Here is a 17857-nt window from a genome sequence, read left to right on the forward strand (position 1 = left end):
GGGCCGGGGCCCGCGGCGCCGACCCGGCCCCCAGATGGGCCTCCATCGGTGGAGGTGCTGTGGAGTCATTCAGTCTGTCTTGTTCTTGTAGATACCACGACAGAATAGGATAAAGTAATAGCAAGTAATAACCCCATCAGGGAGGACGCCATGCTCACCCAGCGCACCCAGGCCATCAAGGACAGTCTCTTCGCACAGGAGCGCCCCATCGACCTCGAGCGCGCCACCCTCTATATGGAGAGCTACGGCGAGACCGAGGGCCAGCCCGCCATCCTGCGCCGCGCCCGCGCCCTCGTCCATCTGCTGGAGAACCATGAGGTCGTGATCGACGACCACGACCTGCTCGCCGGCAACCGCACCCGCGTGCCCCGCGCCGGCGTGGTCTCGCCCGAGATGAGCCCCTACTGGATCCTCGACGAGCTCGACGAGTTCGGCACCCGCCCGCAGGACCGCTTCTCCATCACCGAGGAGGACAAGGCCTACTACCGCGACGTCCTCTATCCCTTCTGGTGTGGCCGCAGCCTCAACGACTGGTACCGCGCCCATGTGCCCGCCGAGGTGGTCGAGGCCCAGAGGACCCGCGTGTTCGCCGTGGCCCAGACCGACAAGGGCCAGGGCCACATCATCCCTGACTTCGAGGCCGTCATCACCCGCGGCTGGGGCGCGCTCCTCGCCGAGGCCCGCGGGCACCTGGCCGCCGATCCGGGGAACGGGTTCTACCAGGCGGCCGTGATTGTGCTCGAGGGCACCGTGGCCTACATCCGCCGCTACGCCGAGGCCTGCCGGGCCCTGGCCGCCACGGCCGGGCCCGCCCGAGCCGGGGAACTTTCCCGCATGGCCGCCATGCTCGACCACCTGGCCGAGGGCCCGGCCCGCGACTTCTACGAGGGCCTGCAGGCGCTGTGGCTCGCCGAGCTCGTATTCGAGCACGAGTCCAACGCCAGCTCCATCTCGCTGGGCCGCGTGGACCAGTACCTCTGGCCCCTCTACCGCGCCTCCCGGGACGCCGGCGCCGACCCCGCGTTCATCCGCGAGCTCATCCAGGACTTCTACCTCAAGTGCAACACCGTCGTGTTCGTGCGCAGCACCGAGAGCGCCAAGTTCTTCGCCGGCTTCCCCTCCGGCTTCAACATCGTGGTAGGCGGCGTCGACGAGACCGGCCGCGACTGCTCCAACGAGCTCTCCGAGCTGCTGTTGGACGTACAGAACGACACCCGCCTGCCCCAGCCCAACCTCTCACTGCGCATCCACTCCACCACCCCGGCGCGCCTGCTCCGCACCGCCGCCGAGGTGATCCGTCTGGGCGACGGCATGCCGCAGGTCTTCTCCGACGACGCCAACATCCTGTCGTTCGTCAACCGCGGCGTCTCCCTCGAGGACGCCCGCGACTACGGCGTGGTGGGCTGCGTGGAGCTGTCCATCCCCGGCCGCATGTACGGCCTGCACGACATCTCGATGTTCAACATGGTGCGCTGCATGGAGATCGCCCTGGCCGAGCACCCGGAGGGCTTCGACACCTTCGAGGGGCTCGTCTCCGCCGTGGAGGCCGTCATCGACCGCTACGTGGCCCTCATGGTGGAGGGGTGCAACGTCTGCGACCTCGCCCACCGAGAGACCAGCCCCACCCCGCTTTTGTCCTGCGCCGTCCGCGACGCCATGGAGAAGGGCGCCGACATCACCGCCGGCGGCGCGCGCTACAACCCCTCCGGCGTGCAGGGCGTGGGCACCGCCAACCTGGCCGACTCCCTGCTGGTCATGAAGCAGGCCGTCATCGAGCAGGGCCTGCTCTCCTGGGGCGATCTCTACGCCATGCTCGACCGCGACTGGTCCGGCGAGGGCGACGAGGTCTGGCGCCAGCGCTTCGTCAACCGCTTCGCCAAGTACGGCAACGATGTCGACGAGGTCGACCTCATCGGCGAGCGCCTGCTCTCCCACTACGGCCACGAGGTCGTGCGGTACGACAACCCCCGCGGCGGCCGCTTCCAGCCCGGCAGCTACACCGTCTCGGCCCACATCCCGCTGGGCGAGGCCTGCGGCGCCACCCCCGACGGCCGTTGCGCCCACGAGCAGCTGGCCGACGGCGGTCTCTCGCCCATGGTGGGCCGCGACAAGGAGGGCCCCACCGCGTCGCTGCGCTCCGTGGCCAAGCTCGACAACACCCTCGACTCCAACGGCAGCCTCCTGAACGTCAAGTTCTCGCCCGCCACGCTGGCCGGCGACGACGGCGTCGAGAGGCTCTGCGCCTACCTGCGCGCCTTCAACCGCCTCAAGGTCCAGCACATCCAGTTCAACGTGGTGGACAGGGCCACGCTCCTCGACGCCCAGGAGCACCCCGAGGACCACGGGGACCTCGTGGTGCGCGTGGCCGGCTACTCGGCCATGTTCGTGGAGCTCGCCCGCGGCATCCAGGACGACATCATCAACCGGAGCGAGCATGTCCTCTAGGGCCGGGCAGACGGCCTGCGTCACCAACGTGCAGCGCTACTCGCTCCACGACGGCGGCGGCATCCGCACCACCGTGTTCCTCAAGGGCTGCCCCTTCACGTGCCCATGGTGCTGCAACCCCGAGAACCTCTCGGCCGCCCCGGAGGTCTCCTTCAAGGAGCGGCTGTGCATGGGGTGCTCCCGCCGCGAGCCGGGCGGCCTCTGCGCCATGGCGCCCGAGGACTGCCCCACCGGCGCCAAGACGCTCCTCGGCGAGGAGCTCTCCGTGGACGACGTCATGGACCGGGTGCTGCGCGACGCGGCCTTCTACGAGGAGAGCGGGGGAGGGCTCACGGTCTCCGGCGGCGAGGCGCTGCTCTGGCAGCCCTTCGTGCGGGCGCTCCTCGGGCGGGCCAAGGCCGAGGGCCTCGGGACCGCCGTCGAGACCACCCTGGCCCTGCCCATGGCGGACCCCGCGGGGCTGGCCGCCGTGTGCGACCGCTGGCTCGTGGACTTCAAGGTGGCCGACCGCGACCGCTCCGTCGGGGTCTGCCGCATCGACCCGGAGGTGCGCGACCGCAACCTGGCGCACCTCCGGGGGCTCGGCGCCGACGTCGTGGCCCGGATGCCCATCGTCCCCGGCCACACGGACTCCCCGGAGAACGTGGCCGCCAACCTCGACGCTGTGGGGGCCGCCGGTCTCACCCGCGTGGACGTGCTGCCGTTCCACCAGCTCGGCAGCGCCAAGTACGACTCCCTGGGGCTCGACTACGCCATGGGGAACGTCTCACAGCTCTCCGAGGCCGACGTCGCCTGGGTGGTCGACGAGGCCCGCGCCCGCGGCCTGGACGCCCGCGTCCGTGGGGAGTGAGGCTGGTATATATATCTGTTCGTAGCATATAATCGTTTCGTTCGTAAACAGCTATCATAAGGCCAGTGTAGAAAACCCAGGCCGGGACCAGAAAGGGAAGACCATGGAACTCATCCTCGACACCGCCGACATCGACGCCATCCGCGAGCTCAACGAGGTCTACACCGTCGACGGCGTGACCACCAACCCCACCATCATCACCCGGAGCGGTAAGACCTTCGAGGAGGTCCGCGACGGCATGCTCGAGGTGCTGGCGCCCGAGCAGAAGCTGTTCATCCAGGTGGTATCCACGGACTTCGACGGCATCATGGCCGAGGCCCGCTACATCTGCGCCCTGCGCCCCGAGAACACCTACGTCAAGATCCCGGTGACCCACGAGGGCATGCGCGCCATCAAGGCCTGCAAGGCCGAGGGCCTGGGGGTCCTGGCCACCGCCATCTACTCCGCCAGCCAGGGCTTCATGGCCGCCAAGAACGGCGCCGACTACCTGGCTCCCTACGTCAACCGCATGTGCAACCTGGGCGACGGCGTGGGCGAGGTCGTGCGCCTGCAGGCCATGCTCGACCAGGCCCGCATGGACACCCGCATCGTGGCCGCCTCGTTCAAGAACGTGGAGCAGGTCAACGAGCTGCTCGAGAACGGCATCGAGGCCGTGACCGTCCCCGTGGACGTGGCCTGGAACATGCTCGACATCCCCAGCACCCCCATGGCCGTGGACGAGTTCACCCGCAACTGGGACGCCGCCTACGGCCGCAAGACCCTGCTGGCCTAGCCGCTCTGTCCCACCGGTCGGACACTTCTGTCCCAATGGTCGGGCACTTGTGTCCCACAAGGGTTTGATGTCGAGGGGCCCCGACGCGCCGAAGCGTCGGGGCCCCTCGACCGTGCGTCGGGTACGGAGATGCGCCGTGCGGGTGGGTGGGGCGACAGGTGCCGTCGTCCCCTCGTCACGTCACAGCTTGGCGGGCACGCCGTGCTCGGCTGCGGCCTGCTCGGCCAGTTGGGCCTTGACCGCAGGCATCGTCTCCAGCTCGTAGGGCGTCATCTGGTAGACGTAGTTGAGCCAGTTGCGCCACAGCAGGTTGGCGTGGGCGCGCCAGGTGAAGATCGGCTGGCGCTCCGGGTCGTCGTCGGGGAAGTAGTTCTCCGGCAGCTGGATGGGCAGCCCCGCCTTGAAGTCGCGCCAGTACTCGCCGGCCAGGGTGTCGCGGCCGTACTCAAAGTGCCCGAGCACGTACACCTCGAAGAAGTGGGGCGTGGCCACGAGGGCCGGGCCGCTCGTGAAGCCGCGGGAGAGCACCTGCAGGGACGGGTCGGCCTCGATGGCGTTGGGGTCGCTCGTGGCGTGGCGCGAGTGGGGCATGTTGTGCACCTCGTCGAACCCGTTGGTGAGGAAGTTGTACTCGTCGCACAGGCGCTGCGGGAACACGCCGAAGAGCTTGGCCCCCAGCAGGCGCTTGGGCACGCCGTGCAGGTGGTAGAGGCCGGCCATGGCGCCCCAGCACAGGTACATGGTGGAGAACACGTGTGTCTGGGCCCAGTCCATGATCTTGCAGAGCTCGTCCCAGTAGTCCACATCCTCGAAGGCCATCTGCTCCACGGGCGCGCCGGTGATCACGAGGCCGTCGTAGTAGCCGTCGCGGAAGGCGTCGAACGTCTCGTAGAACTTCACCAGGTGGTCCTGGCTCACATGGGTGGACTCGTGGCTGGAGACGCGCATGAAGTCGACGTCCACCTGCAGCGGGCTCTTGGAGATGAGCCGCAGGATCTGGGTCTCCGTCTCCACCTTGGTAGGCATGAGGTTGAGGATGACCACGCGCAGCGGGCGGATGTCCTGGTTGGAGGCGACCTCCTCCTCCAGGGCGAAGATGCGCTCCTGCCGCAGGATCTCCTTGGCGGGCAGGCCGTCGGCGACTTTGATGGGCATGGGACCTCCGGCGCTCTGGCTGAACGTTGGTTGACAGGGACCCATGCTATCAGGTGCGCCTCCGGACTTGCGGCTCTTACCGATTGTGGGAGATCGGGCCTTGCGGGTTGTTTGCCAAAAAATAATATTCAGTCCTATTTTAAAGGACTAACGGTAAGAAATAATGCTATAAATGAGGTAGAAGAAGGATAATTAGCTGATAGCTAAGAGAGGAGGTCGTAAGCATTCTCCGATGGTTTATGCATTATGAAAAGGAGAGAATAATGAAGAAAAGGATTCTGATCCTCCCCTTGTTGGCTGCCGCGGCGCTCTGTTGCGGCACTTTTGTCGTCACTCCTGCGATGGCCTCTGAGGCCATCGCCCCCTTTGCTCAGGAATCTCCTGCTAGGCGCCCCACCATGCAGGCAACCCAGACGCTCTATTACAACTGTGGTGCTCGCATTTGGGTTACCTACACTATCTTGTCGGACAAAATCAGCGGGATTTTGTCCTATCAGGTGACCACCCAGCCCACATCCTCCCAGAACTATTCCGTGAGTTACAGGGCGGTTGATGGTGGGGCTCGCCATGACTTCACTATTCGGTACACCTTCGCAGACGGAAGTGTGCACACCGAGACGAAGTGCCTTCTTCCTTAAGTTGGGAGGGATACCATGAAGCGCAATGGTGCAAGGTCGCGTGCGCTGCTTCTTTTTGGCTTCGGTTCGCTCCTTCTCCTTGGGGCAGCGACGGTGGCGCTTGCGAGCAATGCGCCCCAGTTTGTCACCCAGTCTCCTGCTAACGAGTGTGCTCCGGGCGTCGCGCAGTTCAAAGGCCGCGTCACTCATGTGGGAAACGGGCGCATCGTGCTCGAAGACCCGCGAGTATTGACCCACGACCCCATCCCGGAGGACGAGGAGCCCTTCAGGGTCTTCATGGTGGATGGCTCCACGTTGGTCACCGATGCGCGCGGCAACTCCATTGATTTGGAATGCCTAGAACCCTTGTCTTGGGCTTTGGTCGAGGTCTCTTCGGGCCAAGAGAACGAGAGGTATTCCACGGCGCTTCGCATATGTGCTGTTGACCTTCAGACGCATCTGGATGCCATGGAGGAGCCGGCTGTAGAACACTAGGTGCAAGCGAGTGATTTTAAGCCCGCCGCCCACTGTCCTGGGCGGCGGGCTTTTCGTCCTGCCGTACCGACCCGTGTGCCGTGGGCAGCCCTCGTGCAAATTGGCTGGTCTCGCGCGTGGCTGCGGCGCGTTTGTCCCATACTGGAGAACATGTCTACTTCATTTGCCGAGCTCGGGCTCACAGAGCAGATTCTCTCGGGCGTCGACGCCCTCGGTTTCACCCAGCCCACCCCTGTGCAAGCCGACGCTATCCCCTGCGTTCTTGCAGGTCACGACGTCGTGGCCTCCGCCCAGACCGGCACGGGCAAGACGGCCGCCTTCGTGTTGCCGGTGCTCCAGCGTATCGCCCAGAGCGCCCAAGCCGATAAACGCCCCGCCGGTGCCACGGCGCCCCAGGCCCTCGTGGTCACCCCCACGCGCGAGCTGGCCCAGCAGATCGAGGACGTCGCCTCGGTGGTGTGCGGCAAGACCGGCCAGCACGCCGTCATCGTCATGGGCGGGGCGCGGTTCGAGAGCCAGCTCAAGAAGCTCGAGAAGGGCTGCGACCTGCTCGTGGCCACCCCGGGGCGCCTCATCGACCTCATGGAGCGCAGGCTCGTGGACCTCGACGCCGTGGAGGTGCTCGTCCTCGACGAGGCCGACCGCATGCTCGACATGGGCTTCTGGCCCAGCGTCCGCCGCATCATCCACGCGCTGCCCGAGGAGAAGCAGACGCTGCTCTTCTCGGCCACCCTCCCGCCGTCCATCTCGTCGACGGTGAACGCGCTGCTCCACGACCCCGACGTCATCGAGATCGCCCGGGTGGGCGAGACGGCCGCCACGGTGGAGGAGGCCCTCATGCCCGTGGTCCAGGGCCAGAAGACGCCGCTTCTGGAGGAGCTCGTGCGCCGCGACGACTTCGAGCGGGTGCTCGTGTTCTGCCGCACCAAGGCGCGAGTTGACCAGCTGGAGCGCTCCCTCAAGAACGCCGGCTTCAAGGTGGACGTCATGCACGCCGACCGCCCCCAGAAGGCCCGTGAGCGCGCGTTGGAGCGCTTCCGCGACGGGCGCGTGCGCATCCTCGTGGCCACCGATGTCATGAGCCGCGGCATCGACGTCTCGGGCATCGACGCCGTGGTCAACTACGACGTGCCGTTGGACCCGGAGGACTACGTGCACCGCATCGGCCGCACGGGCCGCGCCGGCGCCACGGGCCACGCCTACACCTTTGTGGCCCCCGACGAGATCAGCCCCCTGCGCGAGATCGAGTACTTCACGAAGAAGCTCGTGCCGGTGGCCGACCTCGAGGGTTTCGAATATGCCGCCGGGCGCATCGTGCCCAACCCCCGCCGCTCCACGGTGAAGCCCCGGCGCACGATGTTCTCGGGCTCCCGGTCCCGCGGACGCGGCCCCTCGGGTGGGCGGTTCGGCCGCCACTCGTAGCGGCCACGTCGGATGTGACAGCGGTGCCTGGCCCATCTGTCACTTAGCCTCTTGAGAATCTGATTGTCCTGCCCGCGGTGTTTGCCGCGCGCGGCCCGCGACCCCGGAGGAACCATGAAGCAGCTGCGCCCATACCCCCAGGCGGTCGTCACCAAGAAGGCCGCCCGGGCCATCTCGGCGGGACACCCCTGGGTCTTCGAGGGAGAGGTCCGCTCCCTGGAGCCGTCGCCGGCCACCGGGGAGGCGGCCACCAACGGCTGTGTGGTGGACGTGCGCGAGGAGAAGGGCACCTATCTTGGCACGGGTCTGCTTTCCGAGCAGAGCAAGATCCGCGTGCGGCTGGTCACCCGCAACGCCAACGACCGCGTGGACGACGCCTTCTGGCGCCGCAAGGCTGCCTGGGCCTGGGACTACCGCGAGTGCGTCATGGGCGCCCGGGCCCTCCCCGGCGCAGAGCCCGACACCAACTGCTGCCGCGTGGTCTTCTCCGAGGCGGACGGCTTCCCGGGCCTTACGGTGGACCGCTATGAGGACGTGCTCGTCTCGCAGGTGGGCACTGTGGGCATGGAGCGCCTCCGCCCCACGGTGTGCCCCGCGCTCCTCGACACCCTTCGCGGCCGCGGCCAGGCCATCCGCGGCATCTACGAGCGCAACGACATCGCCAGCCGTGCCAAGGAGGGGCTGCCGTCCTACACCGGCTGGTGGCCCGAGCCCGGTGCCTGCGACCCCGGCGAGCCCTCCGTGGTGGCGCGCGAGAACGGCGTCGCTTACGCCCTTGACCTCGTGCACTCCCAGAAGACGGGCTTCTTCCTCGACCAGAAGTACAACCGCCGCGCGGTCCGCGACATCGCGGCCGGCCGCCGCGTGCTCGACTGCTTCTCCCATGTGGGCCCGTTCGGTCTCAACGCCGCGGCGGGAGGGGCGGCTTTTGTGCGCTGCGTGGACATATCGCAGGCGGCGTGCGACCTGGCCGCCGCCAATGCCCGTCTGAACGGCCTCGAGGACGTCATGGGCTTCACCTGCGCCAACGTCTTCGAGTACCTGGACGCCCTCATCGCCGACAAGCGCCGCCGCACCGAGGAGGGCGGCCCCTTCGACCTCATTGTTTTGGACCCGCCGGCCTTCACCAAGAGCCGCAAGAACGTGTCCGCCGCCGCCCGCGGTTACCGCGAGATCAACAACCAAGCCCTGCGCCTGCTGCCCCGCGGCGGCTACCTGGCCACGTGCAGCTGCTCCCACTTCATGGACGCCGACCGCCTCAAGGATGCCGTCGCCCAGGCGGCCCACGACGCCAACGTGCAACTCCGCCAGGTGGAGGAGCGCCAGCAGGCCCCCGACCACCCCATCGTCTGGGGCATCCCCGAGACCCACTACCTGGACTTCCTGATCTTCCAGGTGGTGTAGGGCTCCGCGCCCGCCTCTGTCTCCAGCTCTCTGTGCCAGGTCATCCCTCTACCTGATTCTGCGTCTGACCTGCGCCTGAAATCGATTGAGGGCACCCTTAATCGCCTTCAGGCCAGCGGTGGTCCAGCCGTGGGAGATCCGTGATGCTGCTGAAAGGACTGGCCGTAAATAATTAGAACACGTCCAATCAAAGAAGGGAGATGCAAGATGTCCAGTGGCGGTTTGAGTGAGCGGTTGGCGCTTTCGAGGTACGGGAGGCGCGAGTTTCTCCAGATTCTTTCCCTTGCTGCGGCAGGGGCCCTTCTCCCCTGCCCCAAGGTGTCAGAGGCTGCAGAGATGCGCCGCGCGCGTCTCGAAGAGGTCTTGGACACCTACTGTGAAATGTAATTATAAAACATAGTAATTAAAGTCGATTGATGAATAACGGTTCAACGAAGGGGGCCACCATGGCATCCGTCCTCTATGTGGAAGACGAAGTGCGGTTGGCCTCCCTCGTTGGCCGCTATCTTGCGCGGGCGGGCCATGATGTGCGGCTCCTCTCCACTGGGGAGGAGCTCATTGAATCCATAGGGACGGTACCTTGCGACCTCGTTCTCCTTGACTTGGGGCTGCCCGGAATGGATGGTCTGACGGTCATAGGTCGCGTTCGCGAACGCTCTTCAGTTCCACTTGTGGTACTTACCGCTCGGAGCGCCGACCTCGACTGCACTCAGGCAATTGCTACCGGTGCGGACCTCTTTTTGTCCAAGCCGTTCCGCCCCATGGTGCTTGTTTCCCATGTGGATGCGTTGCTTCGGCGTGCGGCACAGGGTCCGGCGACGGCTAGCCTTTCCTACGGCGATCTGAGGGTGGACCCCGTCACCGGGGATTTCCTGTGCCGAGGGGTGCGGCTTCTCTTGGCCCCGCGGGAACGGAGACTGCTGCTTGTCCTCATGTCAAACGACGGGAGTGCAAAGACCCGTGAGCACCTAGCTTCTGCAGTCTGGGGCTCTAGGGCCGGCAGCTCCCATGCGATGGATGAGTCTGTGCGACGCCTTCGTCGGGCTTTGGAGGATGCCGGGTCCGCTGTGCAGGTTTGCACTTTGTGGGGAAGGGGTTTTTGCTTGGAGGGGTCAGATGAAAGGGATGCCCAATGAAGTCGAATCGAAGCAATCAGGTCTCCCCAAAAACACGGTCTTCTCTGGACCGTCTCATGGATTTGGCCCGATGGACGCCGTTCGTGGCCGCTGTTATCGTGCTCCTTTATGCGCTGTTGGCGACTGGGCTTGTTAACGTACAGGCTCGACGCTCCCTTATGGCGGCGCAAAATACCGCGGTTTTGGGCCTGGGCTATCCGCCTTACCACATGGGGCCTGTAACCGACATTACCTATAGCGGGCCGGACTCGGCCGGCATGCTCCAAGTGAACCTGTTCTCCCATATCCTCCATGACCAAGAGGCGGGCACCCTCGTCATGGACGAGATAAGGCCTTACGAAGATGGCTTGGTGAGCGGCTGGTACTACGCGTTCGACGGCGACCTTTTCTCTTTTGAGACCGGCGGCCTGTGGGCATGTTGGGTGGATACCACCTTTCCCGTTTTTGCCGTCCGTGCATCCACAGCAGTCTTGGCTGCTATGGCTGCCCTTGCGTCCCTTGCTGTGCGCCACGCCTGCAGGCAGGCCCGAGGCGCGCTGGCGGGGGAGCGCGACCGCGCGAGGCATGCGTTTTCGCGGGCATCCCATTCGATGAAGGCGCCTTTGGCCGTGATTCAAGGGTGTGCAGATGGCCTTGAAGACGGCGTAGTGAATCGGGACGAGGCTGTGGCGGCCATATCGGATGAGGTTCGCCGTGCCGCGGCCATGGCAAACCAGGTATTGCAAAAAGCACTGGTGGAGGAGGGTGCCGTTGGTCCGGATTTGAATCGGCGAAAGGTATGCGACTTGCTCGATGCCGTCGCTCCTCATTTAGAGGGCGTCAGGATAGAACAAAAGTCGGTGCCCGATGAGGCTACAGCTATCTGTGATGAGGATTATATCATTGCTCTATTTAATATATTGGAAGGAGGGGGCTGCTCTTCTGTAGTGGCCTCTTGGGAGGGTGGCGCACTTTCCCTTGCAGCGGCGCTGGACGACACGGCGACTATGCCCGAGGGCTACGGGCTTGGGCTCGACCTTGCTGCGTTGCTCGTCGAGCAGCAAGGAGGAGCTTTTGACGTCAGCAAGGAGGATGGTCGCGTTCGGGTGAAGATTACTCTCTGTCCTTAACCCCTCGTCTCTGCTTTCAGGCGGAGGGGGGTGCGCCGTCAGTCGCAGGGTCCGCGAGTGCCGAGACGAGCGTGCTTGCGGCCTTTGCCGCGTCCCGCCGCGCCTCCTTCGCCGCCCGCCGCCGTGCGCGGAAGAACTCCCGCAGCATCCCGGCGCACTCCTCCTCCAGCACGCCGCCACAGACCTCGAACGCGTGGTTGAGGCGCGCATCGCCGCTCACGTCGTAGAGGGTCCCCACGGCCCCGCCCTTGGGGTCGGGGGCGCCAAAGACGCAGCGGTCCACTCGCGCGTTCACCATGAGGCCGGCGCACATGAGGCAGGGCTCCAGGGTCACGTACACGGTGCAGCCGGTGAGCCGCCAGCGGTCCAGGGCCTGCGCGGCGGCCACCATGGCCGAGAACTCCGCGTGGGCGCTGGGGTCGCGGTCGGTCTCTCGGCGGTTGTGGGCTGCCGCCACGACCTCGCCGTCGCACACCACCACGGCGCCGATGGGCACCTCGCCCTCCTCGGCGGCCTTCGCCGCCTCGCCCAAGGCCAGGGCCATGAACCTCTCGTCTTGGGCCTGAGCTGCAGAAACGTCCACCGGCCGCCTTTCGGTTTGAATCTTGGGGATATGCGGTAGGATAACAGGACCCGGGGAGATGGCAGAGCGGTCGAATGCAGCGGTCTTGAAAACCGCCGGGCGCGCAAACGTCCCGGGGGTTCGAATCCCCCTCTCCCCGCCAGGTACGAGTTCCGCCGGGCCGCGAGCGTGGCCCGTCGTCACCCTCCGGAAGGAGCAACCATGGTCGCCGTCATCGTCATTCTCGTCATCGTGGTCGTGCTGGTGGTCGCCTGCATCTCCATCTACAACGGCATCGTCCAGAAGCGCAACCGCGTGGACAACGCTTGGCAGAACATCGACGCCAACCTGCAGCGCCGCAACGACCTCATCCCCAACCTCGTCGAGGCCGTCAAGGGCTACGCCAAGCACGAGAGCGGCACCTTCGAGGCCGTGACCGAGGCCCGCGCCGCCGTGGCGGCCGCCCCCGACCCGCAAGCCGCCATGGAGGCGAGCGACATGCTCACCGGGGCCCTGCGCCAGCTCTTCGCCGTGGCCGAGGGCTACCCCGACCTCAAGGCGTCGGCCAACTTCATCAACCTCCAGCAGCAGCTGGACGAGACCGAGAACCGCATCGTCTACGCGCGCCAGTCGTACAACGACTGCGTCTACCTCTACAACACGGCCATCCAGACCTTCCCCGGCAACCTCGTGGCGGGCGTCGGCCACTTCACGGCCAAGGACGGCTTCAACGTCGCGGACGACTCCGTGCGCGACGCCCCCGAGGTCAGGTTCTAGGACCGCCGCCACATCCCGCCATGACGAAGGGCCCCTCCGCGGAGGGGCCCTTTTCTCTTGGCTGCCATGCGGCGGCGTGGGCTGGCGCATGCAGGTGGCTCTTCAGTGAGTGGCGTCGGCCCCTTCGGTGAGCGGATCGGCCGCTCACCGAAGCTTCCGTGTGCGGAAAAGCGCTCATCGAGCGGCCTGTGCCCACTCACCGAACGAGGGGCCGCCCGCTTCCTACCCCTCCTCGAGCAGCTCGAGGCGGAACCTGCCGTTCTCGTAGACGCCAAAGGAGTGGCTGCCATCCTTGGGGATCGACACGCTGCCCGGGTTGAAGACCGTGACGCCGCCCTCGACCTCCTCGAGCACCTTCACGTGGGTGTGGCCGTAGAGGAAGGCGCTGCCCGGTTGCAGCGGCGGCAGGTTGCCGGGGTTCCACAGGTGGCCGTGGGTGAGCCAGAGGGTGCGGCCGCCCGGGTCGACGATCTCGGCGTAGTCGGCCATGCAGGGGAAGTCGAGGACCATCTGGTCCACCTCGGCCTCGCAGTTGCCGCGCACGGCCACGATGGCAGGCGCGAGGGGGTTGAGCATGGCGATGACGCCCTTGGGGTCGTAGTCGCGGGGCAGCGCGTTGCGCGGTCCGTGGTAGAGGACGTCGCCGAGGATCAGGATCTTGTCGGGCCGCTCGGCCTCGACGCGCTCCATCAGGCGGCCGCACCAGTAGGCGGAGCCGTGGATGTCGCTGGCGATGAGGTACTTCATGGACGCTCCTAGGTCGCGGTGGCTGACCCCATTGTCGCACCCGGCCGCCACAAAAAAGGTACCGAGAAGCCCATCGCTTCTCGGTACCCCATCGGTTGCGGGAGGGGTCGCGCGACCGGCGCTACTTGTCGGATCCGGCCTCGGACCGGGCGTCCGCCTCGTCTGCGAGCTCCTCCATGGCCTTGTTGGGGGAGTCCACGGACTGGGCGTCGAGCTCCTGGTCGAGCGCTTCTTGGAACTGCGGGGCGGCCGTCTTCTCCTGCCGATGCATGTGCCAGAAGGCAAAGAACGACAGCACGCAGGGCACGACGAGGAAGAACCAGTAGGCCGGGAAGCAGCAGATGGCCACGATGTAGACGATGCCGGCGGCCAGGTTCCACCAGCTCTTGCCCAGGAACAGGGCCAGGGCGGTGAGAACGAAGGCCACCACGGTGGCGATTAGGTGCGGCATGAGGATGTAGACGGCCAGGACGGCCACGTCGTTGCCGCCCGCGATCTGGCCGCCCCAGAAGATGGCGCAGTACAGCACGTAGGCGGCGGCGAAGATGAAGGCGATGATAGTGAGCAGCCGCTCGTTGATGCGGTTGCGGGTGACTTGGGCGTTCATGGCGACTCCTTTTGCACGGGGCCCGTTAGGTCGTAGCAGACGTGCGTTGTGTACCCCGCCCGGCATTCAGCCATCGGCAAGGAACCCCTTTATCCCGTCTGCGCCGGACGCCCGGTCCGCGGATTGTCAGAAAACCGTCTGCCTATTGTACCGCCGTGCCATTACTAAGGGACACATTGCAGGCACCCCGCCTCGACCCCCGTGCGAAAGGAGCCCCCATGGACCGCGCCCTCGGGATCTGCGTCATCGGCTGCGGCCGCGCCGGCATGATCCACGCCCACTCGTTCAAGGGTTCCGTCTCGGGCGCCCGCCTGGCCGCCATCTGCGACCCGGCGCCCGACCGCCTGCGCGAGGCCGCGGAGGAGCTCGGCTACCCCGCATGCTACGAGCGCTACGAGGACGCCCTGGAGGACCCGGCCGTGGACGCCGTCGTGGTGGTCACGCCCACGGACGCCCACCGCGACGTCGTGCCGGCCGCCGCCGCGGCCGGCAAGCATGTGCTCTGCGAGAAGCCCATGGCCGCGAGCCCCGCGCAGTGCGACGAGATGATCGCCGCGTGCGAGACCGCCGGGGTAAAGCTGCAGATCGGCTTCATGCGGCGGTTCGACCCGGGCTTCCGCCGCATGAAGGAGCTGCTGGACGCCGGCGAGGCGGGCGAGCCCACCCTCGTGAAGTCGCTCACCCACGGCCCCAGCGAGCCCCAGGACCGGATGTACGACGTCTCCCGCAGCGGCGGCCCCCTCGCCGAGGTCAACAGCCACGACTTCGACACCCTGCGCTGGCTCGCCGGCTCCGAGGTCGCGTGGGTGCACGCCGTGGGCCACAACTTCCGCAGCCCCGAGGTGGCCGCCGCGTACCCCGACTACTACGACACCGCCGCCTGCCTCCTCGAGTTCGAGAACGGCGCGCTCGGCATGGTGGAGGGCTCCCAGTACGTGCGCTACGGCTACGACGCCCGCGCGGAGGTGCTCGGAACCACGGACCACCTGTCCGTGGGCACGCAGCAGGTCAACAGCGTGGTGCTCGCCCGCGGCGACGGCCAGCTGGTGGAGGACTCCATGCCCACGTGGCGCACGCTCTTCTCGGCAGCCTACATGGAGGAGGACGCAGCCTTCGTGCGCTGCGTCCACGACGGCACGGAGCCCGAGGTCGCGGGCCACGACGGCAAGATGGCCCTCATGCTGGTGGAGAGCGCCATCCGGTCGCTCCGCGAGGGGTGTCCCGTGCGCGTGGGGGAGTAGGGGGCTCGCGGGGCTGCTCGCCGCCGGCCTCCGGCGCTGTCCCCGGCCCAGAAGGGCCCGCGCCGCCCGCCGCACGCGCGCCGGCCCGCCGTGCGGCGCCGTCCTACAATGGGGGCCGTGAAACCCGCACGTCACGCCAGAAAGGCCGCCCATGAAGAGGACAACCATCGCCCGGATCTACGCCGACCCCCAAGCCTTCGCCGACCATGACGTCACCGTGGCCGGGTGGACCCGCTCGGTGCGCGACATGAAGAACTTCGGCTTCGTCACCCTCAACGACGGCAGCTGCTTCAAGGATCTCCAGGTGGTCATGAACGTGGGCGAGGTGGGCAACTACGCCGAGGTCGCGGCATGCGGCACCGGCTCGGCCCTGCTCGTCAGCGGCGTCGTGGCCCTCACCCCCGACCGCCCGCAGCCCTTTGAGCTCAAGGCCACCTCCATCACCGTGCTGGGCGAGAGCGCGCCCGACTACCCCATGCAGAAGAAGCGCGCCACCCGCGAGTTCCTCCGCACCCACCAGCACCTGCGCAGCCGCACCAACCTTTTCCGCGCCGTGTTCCGCGTGCGCTCGGTGGCGGCCTTCGCCATCCACCGCTTCTTCCAGGAGCGCGGCTTCGTGTACGTGACCACCCCCATCATCACGGCCAGTGACGCCGAGGGCGCCGGCGAGATGTTCCGCGTCACCACCCTCGACGTGGACAACCCGCCCCGCACGGAGTCGGGCGAGGTCGACTGGAGCCAGGACTTCTTCGGCAAGGCCACCAACCTCACGGTGTCGGGCCAGCTCCAGGCCGAGAACTTTGCCATGAGCTTCGGCGACGTCTACACCTTCGGCCCCACCTTCCGTGCCGAGAACTCCAACACCCGCCGCCATGCCGCCGAGTTCTGGATGATCGAGCCGGAGATGGCCTTCTGCGACCTCGAGGGCGACATGGAGGTGGCCGAGGCCATGCTCAAGTACGTCATCCGCGAGGTCGTGGACTCCTGCCCCGACGAGATGGAGATGTTCAACAAGTTCGTGGACAAGGGCCTGCGCGAGCGCCTGGAGCACGTGGCCTCCTCCGACTTCGCCCGGGTCACCTACACCGAGGCCGTGAGCATCCTCGAGGAGGCCCAGGCCGCCGGCCACGCGTTCGAGTACCCGGTGAGCTGGGGCATCGACCTCCAGACCGAGCACGAGCGCTACCTCACCGAGGAGCACTTCCGCCGCCCGACCTTCGTCACCGACTACCCGCGTGAGATCAAGGCCTTCTACATGCGCGCCAACGACGACGGCAGGACCGTGGCCGCGGTGGACTGCCTCGTGCCGGGCATCGGCGAGATCATCGGCGGCTCCCAGCGCGAGGAGCGCCTGGAGCTGCTCCAGGCCCGCATCGAGGAGCTGGGCATGGATCCCGAGCAGTACCGCTACTACCTGGACCTCCGCCGCTACGGCACCTGCGAGCACGCGGGCTTCGGCCTGGGTTTCGAGCGCCTGGTGATGTACCTCACCGGCATCGACAACATCCGCGACGTCCTGCCGCACCCCCGCACCGTGGGCAACGCCGACTTCTAGGCCCCACGGAGTTCGGCCCCTGCCCCGCGATTCACGGACGCTCCGGCGCCGACCCGTCCCACGGCGGGTCGGCGCCCCCGTATGGGGGTAGGTACCTCCCGCTGGCCGCGTCGTCCCAGGAGGCACCGTGCTCTTCCTCGTCGTCCTCGTCATAGGCGTCCTCTACGTGGTGTCCGAGTCGTTCGGGTACAAGCCGGCGTCTCGCCTCGCCCAGGTGGGCATCCCCACGTACTCCCTCGTCATGGCCGTGGTCACGCTCGTCCACGACCCCGCCCAGTGGCCGTGGGTCTTCCTGGCGGTGCCCGTGGGCATGGCCATCGGCTGGTTCCAGACCACCCACGTGCGCGTGCGGCGCACCGGCGACCGCGACCGCCGCGGCCGCCGCACCGTGGAGGTGCGCCGCGGCTGGAGCTACGCGCTCGGATGGCTGCTGGTCTTCGTGTGCGGCGTCGCGTTCCACGTGGCCCTCGACGGGGTGCTCCCCTGGGACGAGGTGCTGGACGACCTCGCCTCCGACGTCGCGCGCGACATCTTCTCGTTCCTGCTGCTCACATCGGGCCTGAGCTGGTACGTCTGGGCCCTCTCCGGCTCCGCCGGCTACACCTACGCCCTGGTCCTGCGCCTCACCGACCCCGCCGTGTCGGAGGCCCTTCACGAGGCGCCACGCCCGGGCCACGGGGAGGGCTGGTGCCCCTCGCCGCTGCAGCGGCTCCTCGACCGCCTGGGGCCCCACGCCTCCTGACGCCCCTGTCCCACCACCCGGACACTTTTGTCCCATCACTCGGGCACTTTTGTCCCACCTTGCCGCTCGGACCGCCCCGGGCTCCATCATTCTTTTGATAGGCGAAGTGACAGATGGGCCAGGCACCTCTGTCACACCGGGCACCTCCGTCACACGCACCCTGCCCCGTCGATGCTTTCAGGCTCGCTTGGTCTATGATGGTGCGTGCTACTGAAATGTCA

At 66.9% G+C, this 17857-nt stretch carries 17 protein-coding genes and 1 tRNA gene; 14 read left to right on the top strand and 4 right to left on the bottom strand.

The window, feature by feature from the left end:
• Window positions 1–150 precede the first annotated feature (150 nt).
• The 3 genes from OR600_RS00520 to OR600_RS00530 all read left to right on the top strand — a co-directional run bounded on the left by OR600_RS00520 (window position 151) and on the right by OR600_RS00530 (window position 4067).
• A complete protein-coding gene (locus OR600_RS00520) occupies window positions 151–2445 on the top strand; it encodes a formate C-acetyltransferase/glycerol dehydratase family glycyl radical enzyme (RefSeq protein WP_265590440.1) in 2295 nt (764 codons plus the stop codon).
• Window positions 2435–3295, top strand: a complete 861-nt coding sequence (locus OR600_RS00525; RefSeq protein WP_265590441.1) for a radical SAM protein — start codon at window positions 2435–2437, stop codon at window positions 3293–3295. The genes OR600_RS00520 and OR600_RS00525 overlap by 11 nt, the downstream gene beginning before the upstream one ends.
• A gap of 103 nt (window positions 3296–3398) precedes the next feature.
• Window positions 3399–4067 (top strand): transaldolase family protein, encoded by a 669-nt coding sequence (locus tag OR600_RS00530; protein ID WP_135977957.1) that lies wholly within the window; start codon window positions 3399–3401, stop codon window positions 4065–4067.
• Window positions 4068–4247: 180 nt separating this feature from the next.
• On the opposite strand, the gene OR600_RS00535 is transcribed toward OR600_RS00530, so the two are convergent.
• The gene (locus tag OR600_RS00535) at window positions 4248–5222 is read right to left on the bottom strand and encodes a homoserine O-succinyltransferase (RefSeq protein WP_135977958.1); all 975 of its coding nucleotides are present in this window, start codon (window positions 5220–5222) and stop codon (window positions 4248–4250) included.
• A 263-nt stretch (window positions 5223–5485) separates the two neighbouring features.
• Between OR600_RS00535 and OR600_RS00540 the strand changes: the two genes are divergently transcribed.
• The 6 genes from OR600_RS00540 to OR600_RS00560 all read left to right on the top strand — a co-directional run bounded on the left by OR600_RS00540 (window position 5486) and on the right by OR600_RS00560 (window position 11405).
• The gene (locus tag OR600_RS00540) at window positions 5486–5860 is read left to right on the top strand and encodes a hypothetical protein (RefSeq protein ID WP_265590442.1); all 375 of its coding nucleotides are present in this window, start codon (window positions 5486–5488) and stop codon (window positions 5858–5860) included.
• 15 nt (window positions 5861–5875) lie between these two features.
• Window positions 5876–6334 (top strand): hypothetical protein, encoded by a 459-nt coding sequence (locus OR600_RS00545; RefSeq protein WP_135977960.1) that lies wholly within the window; start codon window positions 5876–5878, stop codon window positions 6332–6334.
• A gap of 150 nt (window positions 6335–6484) precedes the next feature.
• Window positions 6485–7756, top strand: a complete 1272-nt coding sequence (locus tag OR600_RS00550) for a DEAD/DEAH box helicase (protein WP_135977961.1) — start codon at window positions 6485–6487, stop codon at window positions 7754–7756.
• Between the two features lie 114 nt (window positions 7757–7870).
• Window positions 7871–9160 (top strand): class I SAM-dependent rRNA methyltransferase, encoded by a 1290-nt coding sequence (locus OR600_RS00555; RefSeq protein ID WP_265590443.1) that lies wholly within the window; start codon window positions 7871–7873, stop codon window positions 9158–9160.
• A gap of 446 nt (window positions 9161–9606) precedes the next feature.
• The gene (locus OR600_RS09940) at window positions 9607–10296 is read left to right on the top strand and encodes a response regulator transcription factor (protein ID WP_373871638.1); all 690 of its coding nucleotides are present in this window, start codon (window positions 9607–9609) and stop codon (window positions 10294–10296) included.
• A complete protein-coding gene (locus OR600_RS00560; protein ID WP_265590444.1) occupies window positions 10293–11405 on the top strand; it encodes an ATP-binding protein in 1113 nt (370 codons plus the stop codon). Before OR600_RS09940 ends, OR600_RS00560 begins: the two co-directional genes overlap by 4 nt.
• 16 nt (window positions 11406–11421) lie before the next feature.
• Here the strand turns inward: OR600_RS00560 and tadA are convergent, their stop codons facing one another.
• Complete coding sequence (tadA, locus tag OR600_RS00565) at window positions 11422–11988, bottom strand: tRNA adenosine(34) deaminase TadA (RefSeq protein WP_239654448.1); 567 nt, start codon at window positions 11986–11988, stop codon at window positions 11422–11424.
• Window positions 11989–12040: 52 nt separating this feature from the next.
• Between tadA and OR600_RS00570 the strand changes: the two genes are divergently transcribed.
• A tRNA-Ser gene (locus OR600_RS00570) sits at window positions 12041–12130 on the top strand.
• 59 nt (window positions 12131–12189) lie between these two features.
• A complete protein-coding gene (locus OR600_RS00575; RefSeq protein WP_135977965.1) occupies window positions 12190–12744 on the top strand; it encodes a LemA family protein in 555 nt (184 codons plus the stop codon).
• Window positions 12745–12966: 222 nt separating this feature from the next.
• On the opposite strand, the gene yfcE is transcribed toward OR600_RS00575, so the two are convergent.
• Both yfcE and OR600_RS00585 read right to left on the bottom strand, forming a co-directional pair.
• Entirely contained in the window at window positions 12967–13491 is a 525-nt protein-coding gene (yfcE, locus tag OR600_RS00580; protein ID WP_251173382.1) for a phosphodiesterase, read from the bottom strand.
• A 121-nt stretch (window positions 13492–13612) separates the two neighbouring features.
• Window positions 13613–14098, bottom strand: coding sequence for a hypothetical protein (locus tag OR600_RS00585; RefSeq protein ID WP_204406553.1), 486 nt, complete (start codon window positions 14096–14098; stop codon window positions 13613–13615).
• A 218-nt stretch (window positions 14099–14316) separates the two neighbouring features.
• On the opposite strand from OR600_RS00585, the gene OR600_RS00590 reads away from it, so the two are divergent.
• The 3 genes from OR600_RS00590 (at window position 14317) to OR600_RS00600 (ending at window position 17636) form a co-directional block, all read left to right on the top strand.
• Window positions 14317–15339, top strand: coding sequence for a Gfo/Idh/MocA family oxidoreductase (locus OR600_RS00590; RefSeq protein ID WP_265590445.1), 1023 nt, complete (start codon window positions 14317–14319; stop codon window positions 15337–15339).
• Window positions 15340–15490: 151 nt separating this feature from the next.
• On the top strand, window positions 15491–16894 hold the full coding sequence (asnS, locus tag OR600_RS00595; protein ID WP_265590446.1) for an asparagine--tRNA ligase: 1404 nt from the start codon (window positions 15491–15493) through the stop codon (window positions 16892–16894).
• A 127-nt stretch (window positions 16895–17021) separates the two neighbouring features.
• Window positions 17022–17636, top strand: a complete 615-nt coding sequence (locus OR600_RS00600; protein ID WP_251173385.1) for a hypothetical protein — start codon at window positions 17022–17024, stop codon at window positions 17634–17636.
• Window positions 17637–17857: the final 221 nt, after the last annotated feature.

The sequence above is a fragment of the Granulimonas faecalis genome (assembly GCF_022834715.1).
Classification (GTDB): domain Bacteria; phylum Actinomycetota; class Coriobacteriia; order Coriobacteriales; family Atopobiaceae; genus Granulimonas; species Granulimonas faecalis.